Origin of the sequence: Clostridioides sp. ZZV15-6388, from assembly GCF_020657755.1 — a bacterium.
Classification (GTDB): domain Bacteria; phylum Bacillota; class Clostridia; order Peptostreptococcales; family Peptostreptococcaceae; genus Clostridioides.
The window spans coordinates 1-18,131 of record NZ_JAGWCU010000039.1 but is presented as its reverse complement, the minus strand read 5'-3'; the positions used below and the strand labels follow the sequence as shown (position 1 = coordinate 18,131).

General features: G+C 28.1%; 29 protein-coding genes, 2 CRISPR repeat arrays and 1 riboswitch (1 of these 32 running past the window's edge). Of the genes, 2 read left to right on the top strand and 27 right to left on the bottom strand.

Translation table 11 applies throughout. The features are described from left to right. A CRISPR array of direct repeats spans positions 1-160; the repeat unit is 30 nt; unit sequence ATTTAAAAACATCCCATGTTACTCTTAAAC (it extends 262 nt beyond the left edge of the window). A 293-nt stretch (positions 161-453) separates the two neighbouring features. Both KGF48_RS17345 and KGF48_RS17340 read right to left on the bottom strand, forming a co-directional pair. Next, a complete protein-coding gene (locus tag KGF48_RS17345; RefSeq protein WP_227868333.1) occupies positions 454-630 on the bottom strand; it encodes a hypothetical protein in 177 nt (58 codons plus the stop codon). Positions 631-663: 33 nt separating this feature from the next. Next, a complete protein-coding gene (locus KGF48_RS17340) occupies positions 664-1,443 on the bottom strand; it encodes an ORF6N domain-containing protein (protein ID WP_227868332.1) in 780 nt (259 codons plus the stop codon). 243 nt (positions 1,444-1,686) lie between these two features. Between KGF48_RS17340 and KGF48_RS17335 the strand changes: the two genes are divergently transcribed. Next, positions 1,687-1,890 carry a helix-turn-helix domain-containing protein gene (locus KGF48_RS17335; protein ID WP_021367646.1) on the top strand — a complete coding sequence of 68 codons (204 nt, stop codon included), beginning with the start codon at positions 1,687-1,689 and terminating at the stop codon, positions 1,888-1,890. A gap of 110 nt (positions 1,891-2,000) precedes the next feature. Continuing rightward, positions 2,001-2,293: a CRISPR direct-repeat array (repeat unit 27 nt; unit sequence TTTACATACCACTTAGTTAATATAAAA). A gap of 72 nt (positions 2,294-2,365) precedes the next feature. Here the strand turns inward: KGF48_RS17335 and KGF48_RS17330 are convergent. The 3 genes from KGF48_RS17330 to KGF48_RS17320 form a co-directional block, all read right to left on the bottom strand. Continuing rightward, positions 2,366-2,527, bottom strand: coding sequence for a hypothetical protein (locus KGF48_RS17330; protein WP_227868331.1), 162 nt, complete (start codon positions 2,525-2,527; stop codon positions 2,366-2,368). Positions 2,528-2,580: 53 nt separating this feature from the next. Then, on the bottom strand, positions 2,581-3,396 hold the full coding sequence (locus KGF48_RS17325) for a Bro-N domain-containing protein (protein ID WP_413894826.1): 816 nt from the start codon (positions 3,394-3,396) through the stop codon (positions 2,581-2,583). Positions 3,397-3,511: 115 nt separating this feature from the next. Further along, entirely contained in the window at positions 3,512-3,700 is a 189-nt protein-coding gene (locus tag KGF48_RS17320; RefSeq protein WP_227868329.1) for a hypothetical protein, read from the bottom strand. A 424-nt stretch (positions 3,701-4,124) separates the two neighbouring features. Between KGF48_RS17320 and KGF48_RS17315 the strand changes: the two genes are divergently transcribed. Then, positions 4,125-4,328 (top strand): hypothetical protein, encoded by a 204-nt coding sequence (locus KGF48_RS17315; RefSeq protein ID WP_227868328.1) that lies wholly within the window; start codon positions 4,125-4,127, stop codon positions 4,326-4,328. Here the strand turns inward: KGF48_RS17315 and KGF48_RS17310 are convergent. The 22 genes from KGF48_RS17310 to KGF48_RS17205 form a co-directional block, all read right to left on the bottom strand. Further along, positions 4,325-4,558 (bottom strand): hypothetical protein, encoded by a 234-nt coding sequence (locus tag KGF48_RS17310; RefSeq protein WP_227868327.1) that lies wholly within the window; start codon positions 4,556-4,558, stop codon positions 4,325-4,327. The genes KGF48_RS17315 and KGF48_RS17310 overlap by 4 nt on opposite strands. 84 nt (positions 4,559-4,642) lie before the next feature. Beyond that, positions 4,643-5,272, bottom strand: a complete 630-nt coding sequence (locus KGF48_RS17305) for a hypothetical protein (protein WP_227868326.1) — start codon at positions 5,270-5,272, stop codon at positions 4,643-4,645. Positions 5,273-5,479: 207 nt separating this feature from the next. After that, complete coding sequence (locus KGF48_RS17300; RefSeq protein WP_413894825.1) at positions 5,480-6,328, bottom strand: SHOCT domain-containing protein; 849 nt, start codon at positions 6,326-6,328, stop codon at positions 5,480-5,482. A 173-nt stretch (positions 6,329-6,501) separates the two neighbouring features. Further along, positions 6,502-6,654, bottom strand: coding sequence for a type I toxin-antitoxin system toxin (locus KGF48_RS17295; protein WP_227856468.1), 153 nt, complete (start codon positions 6,652-6,654; stop codon positions 6,502-6,504). Between the two features lie 269 nt (positions 6,655-6,923). Further along, the gene (locus KGF48_RS17290) at positions 6,924-7,247 is read right to left on the bottom strand and encodes a DUF6054 family protein (protein ID WP_227868324.1); all 324 of its coding nucleotides are present in this window, start codon (positions 7,245-7,247) and stop codon (positions 6,924-6,926) included. A 35-nt stretch (positions 7,248-7,282) separates the two neighbouring features. Beyond that, positions 7,283-7,537: a hypothetical protein gene (locus tag KGF48_RS17285; protein WP_227828542.1), complete on the bottom strand. Its 255-nt coding sequence runs from the start codon at positions 7,535-7,537 to the stop codon at positions 7,283-7,285. Positions 7,538-7,891: 354 nt separating this feature from the next. Then, positions 7,892-8,332 (bottom strand): phage tail assembly chaperone, encoded by a 441-nt coding sequence (locus tag KGF48_RS17280; protein ID WP_227868323.1) that lies wholly within the window; start codon positions 8,330-8,332, stop codon positions 7,892-7,894. A 67-nt stretch (positions 8,333-8,399) separates the two neighbouring features. Beyond that, a complete protein-coding gene (locus tag KGF48_RS17275; protein WP_021418476.1) occupies positions 8,400-8,858 on the bottom strand; it encodes a phage tail tube protein in 459 nt (152 codons plus the stop codon). A 31-nt stretch (positions 8,859-8,889) separates the two neighbouring features. Beyond that, positions 8,890-10,200 (bottom strand): phage tail sheath family protein, encoded by a 1,311-nt coding sequence (locus tag KGF48_RS17270; RefSeq protein WP_227868322.1) that lies wholly within the window; start codon positions 10,198-10,200, stop codon positions 8,890-8,892. After that, a complete protein-coding gene (locus KGF48_RS17265) occupies positions 10,201-10,380 on the bottom strand; it encodes a hypothetical protein (protein WP_255642542.1) in 180 nt (59 codons plus the stop codon). Next, positions 10,370-10,810, bottom strand: coding sequence for a DUF6838 family protein (locus tag KGF48_RS17260; RefSeq protein ID WP_227868321.1), 441 nt, complete (start codon positions 10,808-10,810; stop codon positions 10,370-10,372). Before KGF48_RS17260 ends, KGF48_RS17265 begins: the two co-directional genes overlap by 11 nt. Beyond that, positions 10,803-11,228, bottom strand: coding sequence for an HK97 gp10 family phage protein (locus tag KGF48_RS17255; protein WP_227868320.1), 426 nt, complete (start codon positions 11,226-11,228; stop codon positions 10,803-10,805). The genes KGF48_RS17260 and KGF48_RS17255 overlap by 8 nt, the downstream gene beginning before the upstream one ends. Further along, positions 11,228-11,590: a hypothetical protein gene (locus tag KGF48_RS17250; protein ID WP_227868319.1), complete on the bottom strand. Its 363-nt coding sequence runs from the start codon at positions 11,588-11,590 to the stop codon at positions 11,228-11,230. Before KGF48_RS17250 ends, KGF48_RS17255 begins: the two co-directional genes overlap by 1 nt. Continuing rightward, entirely contained in the window at positions 11,584-11,994 is a 411-nt protein-coding gene (locus tag KGF48_RS17245) for a hypothetical protein (protein ID WP_074178013.1), read from the bottom strand. The genes KGF48_RS17250 and KGF48_RS17245 overlap by 7 nt, the downstream gene beginning before the upstream one ends. 9 nt (positions 11,995-12,003) lie before the next feature. After that, the gene (locus KGF48_RS17240) at positions 12,004-12,297 is read right to left on the bottom strand and encodes a hypothetical protein (RefSeq protein ID WP_227868318.1); all 294 of its coding nucleotides are present in this window, start codon (positions 12,295-12,297) and stop codon (positions 12,004-12,006) included. Between the two features lie 18 nt (positions 12,298-12,315). Continuing rightward, positions 12,316-13,206: a capsid protein gene (locus KGF48_RS17235; RefSeq protein WP_074178012.1), complete on the bottom strand. Its 891-nt coding sequence runs from the start codon at positions 13,204-13,206 to the stop codon at positions 12,316-12,318. A gap of 11 nt (positions 13,207-13,217) precedes the next feature. Further along, positions 13,218-13,781, bottom strand: coding sequence for a phage scaffolding protein (locus KGF48_RS17230; protein WP_227868317.1), 564 nt, complete (start codon positions 13,779-13,781; stop codon positions 13,218-13,220). A gap of 41 nt (positions 13,782-13,822) precedes the next feature. Beyond that, positions 13,823-14,017: a hypothetical protein gene (locus tag KGF48_RS17225; RefSeq protein WP_227868316.1), complete on the bottom strand. Its 195-nt coding sequence runs from the start codon at positions 14,015-14,017 to the stop codon at positions 13,823-13,825. A 22-nt stretch (positions 14,018-14,039) separates the two neighbouring features. Continuing rightward, on the bottom strand, positions 14,040-14,666 hold the full coding sequence (locus KGF48_RS17220) for a hypothetical protein (protein WP_227868315.1): 627 nt from the start codon (positions 14,664-14,666) through the stop codon (positions 14,040-14,042). A gap of 569 nt (positions 14,667-15,235) precedes the next feature. Next, positions 15,236-16,684: a minor capsid protein gene (locus KGF48_RS17215; protein WP_227868314.1), complete on the bottom strand. Its 1,449-nt coding sequence runs from the start codon at positions 16,682-16,684 to the stop codon at positions 15,236-15,238. Further along, positions 16,677-17,099 carry a phage portal protein gene (locus KGF48_RS17210; protein ID WP_227868313.1) on the bottom strand — a complete coding sequence of 141 codons (423 nt, stop codon included), beginning with the start codon at positions 17,097-17,099 and terminating at the stop codon, positions 16,677-16,679. The genes KGF48_RS17215 and KGF48_RS17210 overlap by 8 nt, the downstream gene beginning before the upstream one ends. Before the next feature lie 214 nt (positions 17,100-17,313). Further along, the gene (locus tag KGF48_RS17205; protein WP_227841009.1) at positions 17,314-17,691 is read right to left on the bottom strand and encodes a BlaI/MecI/CopY family transcriptional regulator; all 378 of its coding nucleotides are present in this window, start codon (positions 17,689-17,691) and stop codon (positions 17,314-17,316) included. Positions 17,692-17,900: 209 nt separating this feature from the next. Then, positions 17,901-17,997, top strand: a riboswitch (cyclic di-GMP riboswitch). The last annotated feature ends 134 nt before the right edge of the window (positions 17,998-18,131 follow it).

Genomic DNA, 18,131 nt, shown 5'->3' with positions numbered 1-18,131 from the left:
TTTAAAAACATCCCATGTTACTCTTAAACATAAAGATAGTGATATGGAAATGGTATTTCAAATAGAATTTAAAAACATCCCATGTTACTCTTAAACAATTAAGAAACGGCGCTAACTGGGAACTAGCAAAATTTAAAAACATCCCATGTTACTCTTAAACTACCATAAAATACACATTCTTGAACAACACAAACCATCCAAACTATTATAATTACTTATGTACATAAGTTTTATCCCAAGTGTTTTTAAATTTTAGATGTTTTTACCCAATGTTTATTGGGACGGTGATAATTACTTTATTTAGTAATCATCTTTGTGAGTATCAATTCCAATTGCTTGGGATAATCTCACACTTAGGATGCGTAATCACCCTATATATTTGATACTACAATTATAGCATATTTTGGAAGATAAAGCACTTTTATGTACTTATAAGCGCTTTATCTATTTATTTTACTTATTTTCTCTCTCTTCTTGCTCTCTAAGTATTTCTCTTAGTATCTCTGCATATTCTTGAAATTTTTCTTCGCTATTCTGTTTTAGTTCATATAACGCATTAGCAAACTTCACAAAGTATTCTACATCTTCATCAGTTTTTAAATTATATTCATTAAGTAAACTTTCACGCATTGTATTAATCCCCCTCAAACTCAAAACTAAAATCTAATTATTTTTATACAATATATAATAGTTTTTCTTGTCTCCTTTAACAGAAATGGGATTATTATTTTCTTTCAACCACTCTTTTACTTTTTCTGTAACCTTATTAGAATATTTGGTTACAGTACCAGTCCAAGAACCATTGGTTTCTAGTACTGTTTTCATTTCATCTTCTTTAATATCAAGTTTTCTTATAATTTGTTTAACTACCATAAATGCTGGTTTATTAGACATTGTGTAAAGTCCTAATTTTTTTGCAATCTGCTTTGTATCATAAAAATGTTCCTTTTCTTCAATTTCAAGCGGAATATCAACTCCTGCTTTTTTAAAAAATGTCTTAGCAACAAGAAATTGCATACTTTTATCAATTTTCAAATCTTCAAAGATTGGAGTTATTAATTTAATTGACTCATTTACTGCTTCTAATGTTTTTATTTCTTCTCTTACTCTGAAATAACTATTTACTAATTGTCTTTGTACTTTCCACGCTAAATCATCTGTAAAAGATTTTACTAACATCAAATAGCCTGTTTCAGTTATTAAAGTTAATCCACGATTAGGAATTTCTAAAGTACGATTTCCGTACTTTTCAAAATCACTTGCTTTTACAAAAAAGAAGTCTTCATTCTCTATAAAATGTTTTCTATTCTCTGAGAAATTTCTCTTTGCTGTACCTTCTGTTCTTTCATGCACTTGGTCAATTTCTTTAAATGTCACAACTCTTTGATTATTAAACTCCTTAACCTGCAACTCTTGATTGTTAATTAATACTAAATTGTTCATAAAAACACACTCCTTAATTGATTTTTTTTAAGGAATGACATATACTATAATTAATGCATATGTAGTATATGTCAATAAGAGTTACTCAAACTTGGTAGGGGCGAGTGGCTCTTATTTTTTATTCCTTAAGTATATTATATCGTACGCATTATATAATGTAAACATTATACAATTATATTATTTACATATTATATATTGCAAACATTATATAATCGTTGTATAATATACTTAAGAGGTGAAAAAATGTATTTTAACATTGATAAATTACTTGAATCCAAAGGTCGAACTAGATATTGGTTAGCTAAAGAAGTAGGTATAGCTTATCCTAACATGATGAAATTAGCTAACAATGAAACAAGTTCTATAAAATTAGATTTATTCGAAAAGCTTTGCCTTGTTCTTGAATGTACACCTAATGAACTTGTTACTTTATCTAGCAAAGAATAACAAAAGCACCTACTTAAATAGTAAGTGCTTCCTTTTTCTATTTATTTTTTTCCACATAGTTAATATAAAACCATAATCACTGTCTAAGTCATTTGGAAATTGAACCAACATTTACATACCACATAGTTAATATAAAAAAAGCTATTTTGGCATGCCCAATTTTTTGGATAGTTGCATTTACATACCACTTAGTTAATATAAAATCTTCAATATTTATTTTTTCACTTAACTCTTTAAAAGCCTTTACATACCACTTAGTTAATATAAAACTGTGCTAACAATGGATGATGAGAACATAACAATAGACTTTACATACCACTTAGTTAGTATAAAACCAGCTGTCCTAGATAAGGACATCCGAAAATTGCATAATACCTTTACATACCACATTGTTAATATAACTCTTACCTCCATTATACCATTTTTTAACATACAAAGCACTTGAAACAGTAGAATATCCAAGTGCTTTATATGTCTATTTATTATTTTTCTCTAATTTTTTCTCAGAAAGTTTATATACTATACTTTCTATCTTATTATATATATCTATATCTGTTTCTCTTATTTTCAAAAGTTTAATTCTACATTCTTCTTTTCTCTTTTCAATATCTATACTATCAAGTAAATTCTCACACATTGTATTAACCCCCAAAATAAACTAAAATATATTATTTAATACAACTGATAAATTTACTCAATCTTATACACTACATGATAATTCTTCTTCTCACTTGGAATTTTAGTAGGTCTATTATTTTCCTCTATCCAATTTCTTATTTTATCTATTACACTCTTTGTATATTTATTTACAGTACCAGTCCAAGAACCATTGGTCTCCCAAACTCCTTTGACTTCGTTTTCTTCTAAATCAATCTTTTTAATAATCTCACAAACAGCAAGTTGTGCTGGTTTATTACTCTTAGAATATATTTTCAGTTTAGACGCTATTTGTTTTGTATCAAAATAATGTTCTTCTTCATCTATCTCTATTGGCAAATCAATTCCTGCTTTCTTGTACAATGTCTTTGCTGTTAATAGTTTTGATTTATTGTCAAAGCCTGCATCATCTAATAGTTCTTTTAGCATAGATGTACTATTATAAGCTAATTGTAGTTTTTCAATTTCACTTGCTTTTTCTCTTAGTTTTTCGGGGTTGGCATTGTTAGTTATGTATGCACCTGTTTGTCGAATGTTTGGAAGTACTTCATCGCTTATCCAGTCTTGGAACTTCTCAGCTTCTTCTTTTCTTGATTTAAAGATTAATTTATACACTCCACTTTCAGTAAGAAAATTTTCTCCAGCATTATTAAGTTTTCGGATGTCAGTATTACTGATATCCGAATTTCTTAACTTTACAACTTGCTTTTCATTCATAAGTCTTATATTCTCATTAACATTTTTTATGTCTAAACAGTTTGCTACATCTTTTGAGTTGAATAAAATTCTTCCTTCAAATTCGAATACTTCAATCTCTTTTCCTTCAAAATTCATTAATTCATTCATAATATTACACTCCTTAAAATTGATTTTTTTCAAGGAATGACGTATACTATAGTTAGTGTATATAATATACGTCAATAAGGGATGTTCAATCTTTGGTCGGGGAGAACGTCCCTTATTTTTATTCCTCTTTTTCTAACTCTTCATTAATCTTTTCTTCAAGCCAAATAGTTTTAGTCTTGTTTTGCTTTTTTAAATGTTCTTCAATTTTTTCTACTTTCTCTCTATCTAGTAGAACACTAAAAGTTTTCTTATTCTGTCGTCTCTGCTTGAAGTAATCTGCTCTACTGCTATCAGTAATAACTTTCACCTCTTTTCTGTATCGCGATAATATAATTATACATTGTATCGCGAAACTTTTCAAGAGTTTTTACCAATTTTTTCTAGTTATTTCACTCAACCGACCAACTTGAGCAAAATCAATCACTTTAGTTCATTTTTATATTGTATAAATTTCAAAAGTTGTACTTAGCAACTTCTAAGTTAGTTAATTTTACTATTTGTACAGTTCTAAAGTCAGTTAAACCGATTTTAGAATTAGGTAATTTGAGCAAAACAAAAGCACCTACATATTTGTAAGTGCTTCTTTTTTCTATTCATTTCATATACTACAGACATAAAATTTTTACATATTATTCTTAATATAAACAAATCTCCCTAATATACCATGCTATAATTAATTCAAGATGTATTGCTAGATACTTCTAAATTAATTATGAAAGGATGGTGAATATATGGTATTTGAAAGTATTTATGAGTACTGTTCAGTAGCAGGTGAAAATATAATGGCAACTGCTGAATTTTATGAGGTTCCTATTTTAAATGCTACCGAAAAAGGGCTAAAATTTTCAAGTTTAGACTCTCCCTGTTCTGACGAATGTCCATTTTGGGGAACGTTTGATTGTGAATTAACTAAAATAGCTCTAAAAATGTACTAAATTCTTAATCCTGGACCCATTTTAAGACCTGTAATTTTAGATAACTTCTTAAATGTGGTCCAGTGATAAATACAAACATTATTTTTGTAACACTCATATCTATATTTACATCTGCAACATGGATTATCTTCTTTTTTTATCACTTCATCATCTTTTTTGAACATATACACTTGAATATGTCTAGCAATACAATATAAATCTTTTTCTGTAAGTTCTATATCTTTATTCATTCAATCACCTCTATTTTATTACATAACAAAAGCACCTACATATTTGTAAGTGCATCATTTTCGTTTTAAATCCACATTAAATCTTTATTCAAATTTTATTTTCCCTAACTCTATCCAGTTTTCTTTGTAAAGTTCAGGATATCTCTTTTTTGAATCTTCTTCAGATGCTCCATTATCTCCATAATTTATTGCTTCTTCTAAATTCGTATAATTTGTTAGATTGTATTTTAATACAACTTCTTTAACATTCATCTTCTTTTCAGTTAATATTTTAACTTGTGCATCAAATTTATCATGTGCTGGAACTTCTTTATTATCTAACTTATCAGTCACTTTTATATCTCTAATTTTTTTATCCCAATCTGTACCATCTGCATTCCATCCAGCTTCAAACAGTTTTACAGGTTTATCGGTTGTATTTTCTACAGTTACATTTACAACCTTATATTCATAATCAGCAGCCTTTTTTGCATCTGACCCTACACCGAAATACTCGCCATTTTTATTAGGAGTTCCATCTTTATCATAATCGCCTTTCATTTCTTCTTTTGAAACACCTTTAACTGTAATTCTAATTCCATCTATTTCATTTGGGTTAGACTTTTTTTCTATCTTAGGTACATCATCGTAGTCTTCATTATCATCATTTGAGGAACATGCAACTACTCCTATGCTTAGTAAACATAATATAATTAATAAAAAAAATCTTTTCATTTCCTAAATCCTCCATATTTTTTTATTTTATAATATATTTCAACATAAAATATGGGTTTACCTTTATTTTCATTAAATATCTAATTAATCATAATACATGTACTTAAATATATCTAGCAGTACAATCTATATCTTTGTTCATATAATCATGTCTACTTTATCGAATAACAAAAGCACCTACATGTTTGTAAGTGCTTACTATATTATCTATTCTAATAATTCCTTTTTCTTTTTATTATATTCTTCCTGTGTAATTGCTCCTAAGTCTAGCAACTCTTTTAATTTCTTTATTCTATCTAATGGGTCAATTCCACTATTTCCAATATAATTATTATCATTATTTTTTTCTTGTTCTATTTTCTCTTGTTCCCGCTTCTCTTCTTCTTCGGTTTTAAGTTCAGATTCCTTGAATTCTAAATTTTCAACATTATCTACATTATTTTGTATATATCTAAAATAATCAATATAAACATAATTATATATACCACCATCATCTTTTGAATGAAATTTAAAGTACGCCTTACTTATTTTAATTTTTTTAAGAGCATTAGCAATTTCTTTTACAAACTTTTTACATTCTTCAGAATTACTAAATTTTTCATTTTGCACAGTTAAATCAAAATACATACTATATCTTTTAAATTTTCCTACTTTTAATTCATATTTCTTCCCCTTGTATTCTTGAGGTACTAAAGCCTCTAGCTTAACTTTTAAGTCCTTTTCTGATATTTCCATTCCATGTTTTTCAATATATCTTTCTTTGTCTACTTCTTCTTGTATTCTTCTTCTTTCCATTTCTTTTTCTCTTTCTACAGCTTCTCTTTGTGCCTTAACAGTCTCAACTTTATTATCTGCTATCAAGGATTTATCTTCCCAAGTTGCACAAAGATAAATTGAATAAGTGAAAAAAAGAACTGACACAAAACCCATAACTATTTTCTTTTCTATAAAAGAATATATAATCAACAAAAAAGCTATCATAACTAAAATATATTGCATAGAAGAAATAGCTATTATAAGTAATGCTATTGTTATTATTGGTACTAATATCCACATTGTAAAATTCCCCCGCAAATTACTCATCTCACTCAATATTATAGCATAATTTGGTAAAACAAAAGCACCTACTTATTTGTAAGTACTTTGCATATTTTTTCTAATTTGTGGTATAATGAAAGCAAGAAGAACTACAATCTATTTGCGGTAGAGTGAAGTTCTATAACTGAAAGTTATTTTTTACGATGATATTTAAAATTTATATCAATCTTTAAGTCACTCTTTGCGGTAGAGTGGCTTTTTACTTTTTTGACTAACTTGCTAATCAAATAAACTATGTAACTAGCTGTTAAACTAGCTAACACATTAAATAAAAAATTATCCATGTATATTCACCTCCCTTCTTAGCGTTGGGAGGATAATTTTTTGATACATGAACTCCACTCTATAAATTGTAGATTACATCTTCTTGCTAAAAATATTATAACATATAATTCTTACATATTTTTCCTATATATTACTTTTTATTTTATATTTTTTTAATAAAAAGCACCTACTGTAAAAATAAGTGCTTTCTATGTTTATTTGGTTTTACTGATTAATTAGTAGGTTAGTACAAATTCCATACCAACTCAAAAGTATCTGTATAAAACAATTAAACAATATAATCAATAAGTATTTTTTTTATTCTTTTAATCAAATTACCACCTGTTCCCCAATCAATCTGAAGTAGCCCAATTGCACTACCAGTTGAGGTGATTTTAACAAGTGTTTTTCCTGTAGTATTTTCACAAATCACTACCAAACCTGCATCACTATTACTTCTTGCATAATATTTTTCAAATATTGTAACTATTATAGACTTATCATTTTCCAAGTTATAAATATCAACAGAAACTAAATCTGCATCAAAATTTTCTTTTATAATCTTTTGAGCTTCTAGTGGTGTCATCTTTACACTAAATACATCTCTTGCCATATCATTCATCACATCCTAAATAAAAATGTACTCTTTTAGTATTTTCTAGCACTTTTATCAAACAGTATTCCTATTCCTCCTAATAAAGCCAATATAGAACCAAAATTTCTATATTGTGAAATAGATTGTTCTAAATATATATTATATTGGTTGGTATCCATCGTTCCACCATTTTGTTGCATAATACGTTCTACACTAAATTGCCCAAGACCTATACAGCAAAATAACACTATTATTCCAATTACAAAAGCAAATATACATATTGTAAGTTTAAGATTCTTATTTTCCATAAATACACCTCTCATAATTTAGATTTATTTGTTGTTTTTACTTGGTTATATATTATCTACATTATACTATACAAAATGTATATCCATCTATTTCCAAAATTGTAACATTTTCATATTTTAGTAATGTGACTATTAAAAGTTATTCTTTAGTTTTTAAAATCTATCTTCTTCTACCTCTCTTTTTCTCTCTTTCAGCCTCTTTCATGGCTTCCTCTTCATCCTCTATCTTTACAAGTATTGAGGCGGCTGCTAATGCTCTCTCATTAACTTCTAAATTCAAGTATTCGCTAGGTTTCCATTTTAGTTTTTGAATACAATAATGAGTAATACTAGCATCAAAATCGCCACCTCGAATTAGTTTTTTGCTTCTTCTACTTTATCTTCAAAAGTTGTATCAAATCCATTTACTTCATTCACTTTTACTGTGTAATTTACATATTCTCCTGCTGTAAGCATTGTTTTTAATAGCTGAGCTTCTCCCATTACTCCATAGGAATTTTGTAACTCTGCATCCTTTAAATCGGGAAATACAGTAGATGCTACACATAATTCAGCTACATAACTATTGTAGTCAATTTCACTTGTATATTGTCCAGTATGCTTACCATTGTTACCAATCACTTTTACTCTTTTGGTACAATTTCTTCTTAATGCTTCATCTTCCTCGGAAGATAGTACCCTCAATTCCCATTTTATTGGTTTTCCTTCTTCATCTAAAAATCTATCACTTGCCACATACATTACATTCTCATTTTTTATTGCATTTTGACTTAAAAAAGCACTTAAATTACTCATTTCTTAATTCTCCTTTTATTTTAATTTTTACATAAAAACACACATCTATAATTTATAAATGTGTGTTTTATTCCATTCCCAATAATATTTTAAATTCTTCTGGCATTTCAAAATCATCAAATGTAAAATCTATATCTTCCTCTAAATATTCACTATCTGCATCAAATGTAGCCAATATGCCACCATCCATATTACATTCTTTTAATATAATTGTTTGTCTCCCAACACTTGATGTAGGGTCTTCATTAGTAATTTGCATATCAAAATATACATCTTCTCCAGTCTCCTTATATCTAAGCATAAGTTTTCTAAATATAGAAGTATTATAATGAATAGTTGCACTTCCTGTTCCCTTCCAACCTGTAGTCTTATTCCCTTTTCCTGTTCTACCTAAGATTGGTATTTCACTTTTAGTTTTCTCAAACTTAGCTTCTACTTTTATACATTGCATCAGATGGTATCTCTTGCCTTCTATTGTTACAAAACATTCTGCTAAGGATGCACTTATTGCATCTTTTGAATTCATAGTAATATTACTCACTTTTTTACTCTCCTCTCTAACTAACTGAAACAGTCATGTAAAGTTTAGTCATAGCATTTATAACCTTAACAGCATCACTTACTATAACAGTTTTCTTGTCATTTCCAAGCTCCACACTAACATCATCAGTTTTAAAATCTTCTATTGCTCTAATATTTTCTAATTCCTTATGGTGTTTTACTACATCATTCCAAAATGAGATACGACCAGCTTTATCATTCGGAACTTTACCTAAGTACTTTTCATTAAATAAAGTTGCAATATCATTGGCAATTTGGTCAAGTACTCTAACACTTTGGTTACTTGAAAAATCGTCATTCTTCTCATCTGTAAAACTTACAAATGTATTTATATCCTCCAATACATGAACTTCATCACCAACTTTATGAAATATAAACTTACCACTCTTTAGTGCTTCCTCAAGTTGTATTTGTGTGTAATTAACATCAACATCATACTCACCATCATACTTTTTATTAGTATTAGATTTATTTATATCACATCCAGCTATAGCTCCAGTAGCCCAATAAATCAAACTCGATTCTAATAACCCAGTATCTTTAATCTTATTCTCTACAGATACTACACCCTCATAATCTGCATCACTTTTCTTAAATAATACAGTCTGAAACTTAGCTCCTACCTTATCTCTCATTCTTTTAGTAAATTCTACAAACAAACTTTTAATCTCTGTTGTTGTAGCCAAACATCCTAAAGCATTAAAGCTGTAGCTTTCTATTTTATCCAAGAAAGTTTGATATTCTGCTCCTGTAACTGCTTCTCCATTAGTTCCATTTGTAAAAGTTAATCCTGCTGTAGCTTCTAATGTTGCATCCTTCTTCCAAATTACATAGTCATTGTCTTGTAAGTCTGTAATGACTTTAGCTACTTGAATATCTACCTTCTTATTATCTAAAAGTGTTACAACATCAAACTTAGCATTATCATCTATATTTGTTGTAACTATTACCTTTAAGTCATTACCTCTTATTCCACTATACTTAGCTATAGCTATAGTACAACTGGCTTTAACTCCTTTATTTAATTTATAAAAATATCCTAGTCTTATATTTTTAAATAAATCTCTAAGACCTTTTAACTTATCATGTGTATAATCATATCCAAAATACTTAGTTGAATACTTCTCAAAATCATCACTAGTCACTTGGAATACTTCTTCATCAATACCCCAATCAAGTTCAAGTGGCATTGCTACAATACCCCTGTCAGATAATGAACTTGTTGCCCTTGTAGCACTTACAAAGTTTATATAACTTCCTGGTAACACTTTATTCTGTGTTATAAATGTTCCTCCACCTAAAGACATCTAACTCACTCCTTTCATAAAATTATTTATTCTATCATCCACTTCTGAAAAAGAATATAACTCATTTTCTTTTAAAATTGCATTTAATAAGTCTTTTCTATTTACATACTTCTTTGAATTAACTATCTGCTCCTTAGTAAATTTGTAGCCATCTTCTTTACTTAATACTTTAGCTTTCAATATTATCACCTCTTTTTAAACCACCAAATAATTCAACATCATTCATTTTTTCTGTATTATTACTTTTTATAGTGAAATAGTTATAATCAACAAAGAAATGAAGTACATTATCTATAATTTCAAAGTTCATATTAGTTCCTCTGACTAAATCACCATCAATTTCTATATACTCTAATTCCTCTAACAACATTTCAGCTATCTCATTTATTTCAAAACTCTTATCTTTTGAACGAGGAAAATAATGTACATCAAAAGAATTCTTTTTTAGCGTCCTACCATTTGGGTATGGTGTATTACTTGGATTTAGAGGGCAAATAAAAAAACAAGGTTCATTTATACCTTGCTCCACATCTTCACTATAAATTGTATATTTTTCTCCAAATGTCCCATCTAATTTTACTGATATTCCATCAATTATATTATTAAGCATCAAATACCTTCTTTAATAAATTTATTAGTTTCTTTTCTATTATTATATCCACTTGACCTCTTAATTCTTGTGCTGAAATAGTCATCATATATCTGCCTTTAACCCAACCTTTATGGTTTCTCGTTCTGTGACCAAACTCAATAAAACTGGCATATTTGATGGGGTTAATAATTTCTATAATGTAAGTATCTCCAGCTTTAATGACTGGAAGTGACCTTGCATAAGCTACACCATTCCAACCTTGTCGTAACACTCCTGTATCAACTGGTGTACGTTTTATAGCTTTTCCTATAAGTCTAGCAGCTAACTCTTTTGCACAATCTCTGCAAAACTTATCGAGTTGACTTTCTTCCAACCTTTGTAGATTTCTTTGCAACTTCTTTAGTTCTTTAAAATCAACACTTCCACCTTTACCCATTATGCTCTCTCTTTAAACAGCTCTAATATTATTTCCTGATGATTTGGATATATAGCTGATTCTCCGCTTCTTACATACTCTCTTGTTATATTATTTTGAGTAGTTATAATAAGTTTTGAACCTGCTTTAATTTCTATATTTGGCGATATAAAGAGTTTAATAGTTTGCTCTAGTTTAGCTACTTTTCCATCTGTAGCTGATGTAATATTTTTATATGAAAGTTTACATGGTTGATTTTCTAATACAACTACTTCTTTATTGTTAGTTCGTTTTGTCACAGGGTCTTTAATTGGCTGATACTCACCTATAGTACATTTATCTCTATATAGCATTTCTATTGCTTTTCTAGTTTTACTTACCATCTTAAACACCTAAAGGTTAATATTTTATTCTTACCATAAGTAGTAAGGTAGGTTATAAGACTATCAAAACGTTGCTCGGGAGTTTGTGAGCCACTCCCTATAGCAAAATCTACCTTTGTATCACCTTCTGATATAGACTTTTCTACAGCTTCAAAATTAAGACTCTCTATATCTAATTGACCCATATTTTTTTTCGTAAATAAAAACTCACCAACTATCATATCTACTTCAATTTCTTTTAATTCAATTGGCACAGTTTTTATATTACAATCTAATTTAATAATATTTTCTATCTTTTCTCTTACAAAATCTATTAACCATTTATCTCCATCCTTTAGAGTATATCCAAACCCTTGAAGTCTTTTTTCTATATTGTCAATCATGTTATCAGCTTCTTTTTTCATGACATCCACCTACTTTTTGTTAGACTTATTTTTTTCTGTAGGTTCTACTTTTTCTATAGATTGGCTGTTTTCTTCCTCTAAAATTTTTATCTTTTCTTTAAGTTGCTTATTTTCTTCTTCTAAGGATTCAACTTTATTTCTTAAAATATTATTTTCAGCAACTAAATCTTTTACATTTAATGACTTCCCATACTTTACTGCTTTACCAGTTTCATCTATCAAATCATATCCCATTTCTAAAAAATCATCTATTCTACATTCTTCTATTGTTAATATTCTATTTAGTTTCTTTACTTGTGGCATTATATATCACTCCCTTTTCTACGCTTCAACAACAAATTGTACAGCATCAGCTTTTTTATTTAGTATAAATACATCCTCAAAACTTTCTTCAAAGTATAAGTATTTTCCCTCTGTAACTGCTCTTGGCTCGTCTAGAGTAGCGAATTGATAAGAAACTGGTGTAATTACTGCTGATGGATGAACTAAAGACATAAATATTTGTTTAGCTCCTGCACCTGCTTTCCATCCAGTTGTAAAATCATATAATGTTTTCATAAGGTCAGATGGTACTTTAACTATTTTGACTGAATCAATATCTGTGGTTTGTCTATTTAAAGAAGTTCCTCCATCTTTTATATTTACTGTTCTTTGTATTTCTTTAGCATTTTTAATAAGTGTATTAATTACTGGTGTAACATACAATATTCTTCCATTTTCCGGTACTCTAGCTTCTGTCATTTTTTCCATCATCATATCAAATATTTCTAAAACATTTGCAGTTGTAATAACTGTTGTGTCTGCTGTGTTACCTAGTGCTGTCCAGTCAGCATATATTTTAGATATACAGTAAGCATCCATCTCTGGAAACTTTTGTTCTTCATTGTATACTTGAGTTATATTTCCTATTGAAGCTACATGGTTAGTTTGGTCAATATCAGCTGGATGAACTAATGTTGACCATTTCCTTTGATTAGTTAATACCTTAGGTTCCCAAGCATTATCATAGTTTCTTTGAGCTACTGCTATTGTATCTCTGTTTGAATCTACCCTTCCAGTTGTAGATATAGTTGGTATTTCTATTGTTTTAGAACCAGTCCATCTATATCTTCCATTATTTTCTGTAGCATATAAATCCCCAAAGTTTAAGGTATAAGGATATGCTTGTGCTAAAACATTTGAATATTCTTTTGCATAATTTAGTGCTGCCATTTTATTTCCTCCTATTTATTATTATTTTCATGAGGTCTTACCCCAGTAAAATTAAAACCAAAATCATTTATCTTAGGCTCTTGCCCTGGTGTTATAGTATCTATTTTAGGCTCTCCACCTTCTAATGTTGCATTAAACAAATAGTCTTTATCTTGTTTTAGAGGGTTTATTTGCTCTTCAAAAGCCTTTTGTCTGTCTTTACTATTTCTTAGTGCTTCCATGTCTAAATGAGCTTTTAACGCTATTTCATCCCTACATTTAACAGACTTAAAAGCATCATTTAACCAGTAATTAAAGTCCTTTTCTTCAATTTCTTTTTTGTAGGTTTCTTCCAAAGTTTTCTTATCAGTTTCATAAGTTGTTTTTAGATTCTCTACATCTTCTTTTGTCATACCTCCTTCAAACTTTTTAATAGTTTCATTAGCTGTATTAAGTTGTGTTTCAATATTTGCATAATCTTCTTGAGTAACTGTAGTCTCTTTTATTTTCTTTTCTATAGACTTTTGTAAAGAAGCTACATCAATCTTGTTATCCTCTATTTTTATTCCTTCTAGCAATTCTTTTAACCAATCCATTTTAAATGTCTCCTTTCATTTTTTACAAAATAAAAAAGTCCTTATAGACTTTTATCTAATGATTTATTTAATTCTTCTCTTACTCTCTTTAAAATTTCATCAGAAACTTTATCTATATTAGCTTTATTTTCTTTTTTTAATTTATTACAAAGAATACCTACATTAACATTAGCAATACAATTAATAACGATTTGTACTACACAAACTACAACTATAACTTGAGTTAATATACACATTAAAATCACCTTACTTTTTTATCTAATAATTTATCTTAATTTTACCTTCTTTAGCAAAACGTGCTTTTATATCCTTATATGCTATCTCTCTTATATACTCCAAATCCTCATCAGAAAGTTGCTTTGTAGGACTTTTTATTTTTATTTCATTAAGCTTTTCTTTTCCAAATACTCTATTTAAATTTTCTTCTAATCTATATACTACTTCATTAAATGTTTCAATTTCTTTTGTAGCACTTCTTATATTTTTTTCAAAATCTGTTGTATCTAGTTCTAACTTAGCTGAAAGTTCTAATTTATTTTTCTTATTGTTATCTTTATTAATGTATCTATGTCTTTGTTCTAAATTTTCAGCATAGTTTGTTAAATTTTCAATAGTTGCAGTATATTCAACCTTTTCATATGTCATTTCAAATATATCTGCTTTACATGGATATATTTCTCCTTTTACACCTTGTATAATGTAATCCCCTTTATTGGCTCTCATAATACCTTCTAATGTCTTTAAATCACAACTTACATGTCCATTAATACATTTTTCTTCCATAAAATTACAAACTCTATCATTCTCAATAAACCATTTTGGTTCTACATCATAACCTAATCTAAATGCTTCCACTTCAACTGCTTTCTTTTTAAACTTAGCCATCTTATTTATTCCTCCTTAAATATTTAATAATATCTTCATTGCTAACTAGCAAAGAATATAGTATGAGTATCACACCAAGAATAAAATTAAGTAGTGGAAATAAAGCTAGAAAAATAAAATTATATTTTTTTCTTTTTCTGATATTCACACTTTTAGGTAATTCAATCAATTCCTCATTACTATCAATCTTCATTTTAAATAAATAAAGCCCTGTGCAAAACACAATTATTGATAAAACATATAATTTAAGCATTTCAAATCACCCTCTCAATAAATTTTTACATAATAAAAGCACCTACTAATTTATCATTTAGCAAGTGCTTTCTAGTACCAATAAGATGTTTTCTCATCTGGATAATTATTTTCTTCTATAAATTTACGTATCATACAGTAAACATGAGACATATAAAAATGGTTCCCTTCGCTATCTCTTTCTGCTCTTTTTACTATATCAAAAGATTTATCTTTAGTATAAAGTATAACTTCTCCAAACTCTCCATCTTCTTCTGGTTGATAAAAATAAGATACTTTATCATCTTTTATATAATTTTTCTTTATAAGTACTATATTTATCCCTCCCTTAAAGCTTTTTCATAATCATATTTTCTAACAACTAAACCATGAGCTTTCTTATAATCATAATTATATCTATCCATAAGAAACTTCTCTAATCTCTCATGCTTTAATAATATTATATCACATTTTCTTATATCTTTCCCCTCTATTAATCTTTGCCAAGATATAGCCATATCATAACTAGGGTCAAAACTTTTATATCCACCATATAAATTATATTTATTCATAAACACATGATTTTTTATATCTTGTATTACCTTTTCGCTATAGCCTGTATTTCTAGCTATCGCTTTAATATCACTAGTTCTTTTTCTTATTTCTTCATAATATAAATTAGCATGTTTTTCTTCTCTTAGATATATTTCTAGGTCGTTTAGTCTTTTTCTGCTTATTGCCCCACTTGAGGAACTATCTTTTGCATACTTCGAATACCACTCATTATACTTCATTGATGCTGGAACATAATAAATCTCACTATCTTCTTCTCTTGCTGCCCTATAACTTTCTTCACCATCAAAATATGGCACTACCACACATCTACACCTAGGATGAAATGGTGGTGCTGTGATTCCTATTTCATAATACTTCATCTCAATTACTTTACCATCAAGAGGACTGCATCTTTTTTCACAAACCCTGCTATCTAATGCACTTACTATTTCATATTTCTCAACTCCTAGACTATTAAAACAATCCCTTTGATTTAATGAACTAAAAAAAGCAAGCTCAGATTTGACCAATAATTTAGCCTCTTCTTTACTTGTATTAAAGTTTTTAGTAATTTTATTTGTTAAGTTTTCAGGAGATACTCCATTGATTAATGTTTGTTTTATACCTTTATCAAGTTCACTTATCAACCTTGGTCTATGCTTATTCCAAATTCTATTACCAAATGTTATTCCATCAGTAGTCCAAGGATTGCTAACTATTTTATTAATCTTATTTAGGCTAATCATGGCTATCGCCAACCCAATACCAATACCTTTTTGAGCTTCAAAAGCAGTATGATAGTAACTATCTTTATAGGTATTTGTTATAAGTGTATTTACATCCTCATACTCTTTCGAGTATAATACCTCAACTTGATGCCTTATCTTTAATTTTAATGCTTCTAGTCTACTTATACGAACTTTTTTGACTGCACTTTCCAGTTCTTTCATCCACTTTTGACTAATTACATTTTCTTCTCCATATTTTATATATTCTTCTAATAATAATTTAAGTTCAGCTAATTCCTTTGGATTTAATAACTTTTCAGCTTCTTGCATGCTTATTTTATTATCCTTAGCAAATTTCATATACCAATTATTTATTTCTCTAAGGATATTGTAAAGTATTATGTCATATTGTTTTTCTAGTTCCTTGTTAAAGGTATCACCTTTGTTATGAACATCTTCTTCTAACTGATTAAAAATCTTTATCCAGTAATCCATATTATTCATTTATAGATTCACCTTCTTTAGTTTTCTTTTTAGTTGGAAAAACATCTTCATATTCTTTCATACTTTCTTCTTTCTGTTTTTTAAGTCGCTTTAATTCATCATTAACATCTTCAACCCAAGGATGATTACTGACAATAGTTTCATCTGATATAATTCCAGTTGATTTAGAAGCCATATCTATTTTTTCAGACTCATTTATTATCATAGAATGATTAAATGTTATTTGAACTGACTTATAATCATAGCTCTTACTACCACTTATCTTTAAATACTCACACACAAACCATAAAAGCTCTCTAATTGCTTTTTTAAACTTCTTTTCAGTCTTAGAACATTTTAAATCAAGTAGTGAATATAAAAATTTAAGTGCCACACCCGATTTGTCACCTGTATTTTGAGATTCTGGATTAACCAAAAGTGAGCCTATTCAATAATTTAAAATATGTTCAGAATAATAAATAAAATAAAGGTACAAAAAGTTATACTTTCATACCTTCATTGTTTTTATTATGTAATTACCTATCATTTTCATCTTTTAAACTATTAATTTATATATAGATAAAGTCTATATCAACAAATTTTTTAAAACAAGAAAATTTGTATAAATAATATTTCCAATTTATACTAAATTATTCTTCTAAATTCCTATAATACTCTTCTAAATAATCTAGTTTTTCTTTACTCATGGGCTTATGTATCGTCGTAAGAGAATGTATAATTTTTCTGTTCTTAGTAGATTTTAATACTTTTTTATTAAAAGTATCATACTCTTCACTAGTTATTATTATTTTATAATGCGATTGAAATCTTATAATCTCTCTAGCTAAAAAATCCTTACAAATTAATCCTTTTAATACTATTTTTATAGTACTCTTATGCCATCCATACATCTGCTTTATGTCTCTTATTATTTCTTTTTTAGATATCAAGGAACCTTTTTCCCATAGATAGTTCATTACCACAAATTCTACTCTTACTAACCCTTCTATTAATATTTCTTCTTCCACGTTTTGTCACTCCCTCAAATTCTGCCTAGCTCAAATTAATAATAGAAGCTTCTAATCACAATTGATACAGGTAATTTTTACCATATAATTTATACGTTTAGTTTATTTTTTTGAAGTAAAATAACGTTCATATTTATAAATTTATCCAATTTTCAAATAATTATGTTGAATAATAACTAATTCTGTTATATTATTGTAGTTGTAGAATAAAACTAAATCGGCAAAACTAGAGAAATTTAGTGACGCAAAGCTATAGGGACTAAGACTTGTAAAATATCTTATAAGTTATGTCAGCCAGTTGCCAAAAAGATATTTTTCTTTTTGTTTTTATGAAAGTTTTTTAGGGGGATAATAATATATGTTTAGAGATAAAATGGATAGATGTACACATATGTTAACTGCTTATATTGGCAGTTCATATGATTATTGTGATTTTATAG

Bases quoted from the DNA above. Each gene is read 5' to 3' on its own strand.
- KGF48_RS17345 (WP_227868333.1), bottom strand. From the start codon at position 630: ATGCGTGAAAGTTTACTTAATGAATATAATTTAAAAACTGATGAAGAT.
- KGF48_RS17340 (WP_227868332.1), bottom strand. From the start codon at position 1,443: ATGAACAATTTAGTATTAATTAACAATCAAGAGTTGCAGGTTAAGGAG.
- KGF48_RS17335 (WP_021367646.1), top strand. From the start codon at position 1,687: ATGTATTTTAACATTGATAAATTACTTGAATCCAAAGGTCGAACTAGA.
- KGF48_RS17330 (WP_227868331.1), bottom strand. From the start codon at position 2,527: ATGTGTGAGAATTTACTTGATAGTATAGATATTGAAAAGAGAAAAGAA.
- KGF48_RS17315 (WP_227868328.1), top strand. From the start codon at position 4,125: ATGGTATTTGAAAGTATTTATGAGTACTGTTCAGTAGCAGGTGAAAAT.
- KGF48_RS17310 (WP_227868327.1), bottom strand. From the start codon at position 4,558: ATGAATAAAGATATAGAACTTACAGAAAAAGATTTATATTGTATTGCT.
- KGF48_RS17305 (WP_227868326.1), bottom strand. From the start codon at position 5,272: ATGAAAAGATTTTTTTTATTAATTATATTATGTTTACTAAGCATAGGA.
- KGF48_RS17300 (WP_413894825.1), bottom strand. From the start codon at position 6,328: ATGTGGATATTAGTACCAATAATAACAATAGCATTACTTATAATAGCT.
- KGF48_RS17295 (WP_227856468.1), bottom strand. From the start codon at position 6,654: ATGGATAATTTTTTATTTAATGTGTTAGCTAGTTTAACAGCTAGTTAC.
- KGF48_RS17290 (WP_227868324.1), bottom strand. From the start codon at position 7,247: ATGGCAAGAGATGTATTTAGTGTAAAGATGACACCACTAGAAGCTCAA.
- KGF48_RS17285 (WP_227828542.1), bottom strand. From the start codon at position 7,537: ATGGAAAATAAGAATCTTAAACTTACAATATGTATATTTGCTTTTGTA.
- KGF48_RS17280 (WP_227868323.1), bottom strand. From the start codon at position 8,332: ATGAGTAATTTAAGTGCTTTTTTAAGTCAAAATGCAATAAAAAATGAG.
- KGF48_RS17275 (WP_021418476.1), bottom strand. From the start codon at position 8,858: ATGAATTCAAAAGATGCAATAAGTGCATCCTTAGCAGAATGTTTTGTA.
- KGF48_RS17270 (WP_227868322.1), bottom strand. From the start codon at position 10,200: ATGTCTTTAGGTGGAGGAACATTTATAACACAGAATAAAGTGTTACCA.
- KGF48_RS17260 (WP_227868321.1), bottom strand. From the start codon at position 10,810: ATGCTTAATAATATAATTGATGGAATATCAGTAAAATTAGATGGGACA.
- KGF48_RS17255 (WP_227868320.1), bottom strand. From the start codon at position 11,228: ATGGGTAAAGGTGGAAGTGTTGATTTTAAAGAACTAAAGAAGTTGCAA.
- KGF48_RS17250 (WP_227868319.1), bottom strand. From the start codon at position 11,590: ATGGTAAGTAAAACTAGAAAAGCAATAGAAATGCTATATAGAGATAAA.
- KGF48_RS17245 (WP_074178013.1), bottom strand. From the start codon at position 11,994: ATGAAAAAAGAAGCTGATAACATGATTGACAATATAGAAAAAAGACTT.
- KGF48_RS17240 (WP_227868318.1), bottom strand. From the start codon at position 12,297: ATGCCACAAGTAAAGAAACTAAATAGAATATTAACAATAGAAGAATGT.
- KGF48_RS17235 (WP_074178012.1), bottom strand. From the start codon at position 13,206: ATGGCAGCACTAAATTATGCAAAAGAATATTCAAATGTTTTAGCACAA.
- KGF48_RS17230 (WP_227868317.1), bottom strand. From the start codon at position 13,781: ATGGATTGGTTAAAAGAATTGCTAGAAGGAATAAAAATAGAGGATAAC.
- KGF48_RS17225 (WP_227868316.1), bottom strand. From the start codon at position 14,017: ATGTGTATATTAACTCAAGTTATAGTTGTAGTTTGTGTAGTACAAATC.
- KGF48_RS17220 (WP_227868315.1), bottom strand. From the start codon at position 14,666: ATGGCTAAGTTTAAAAAGAAAGCAGTTGAAGTGGAAGCATTTAGATTA.
- KGF48_RS17215 (WP_227868314.1), bottom strand. From the start codon at position 16,684: ATGAATAATATGGATTACTGGATAAAGATTTTTAATCAGTTAGAAGAA.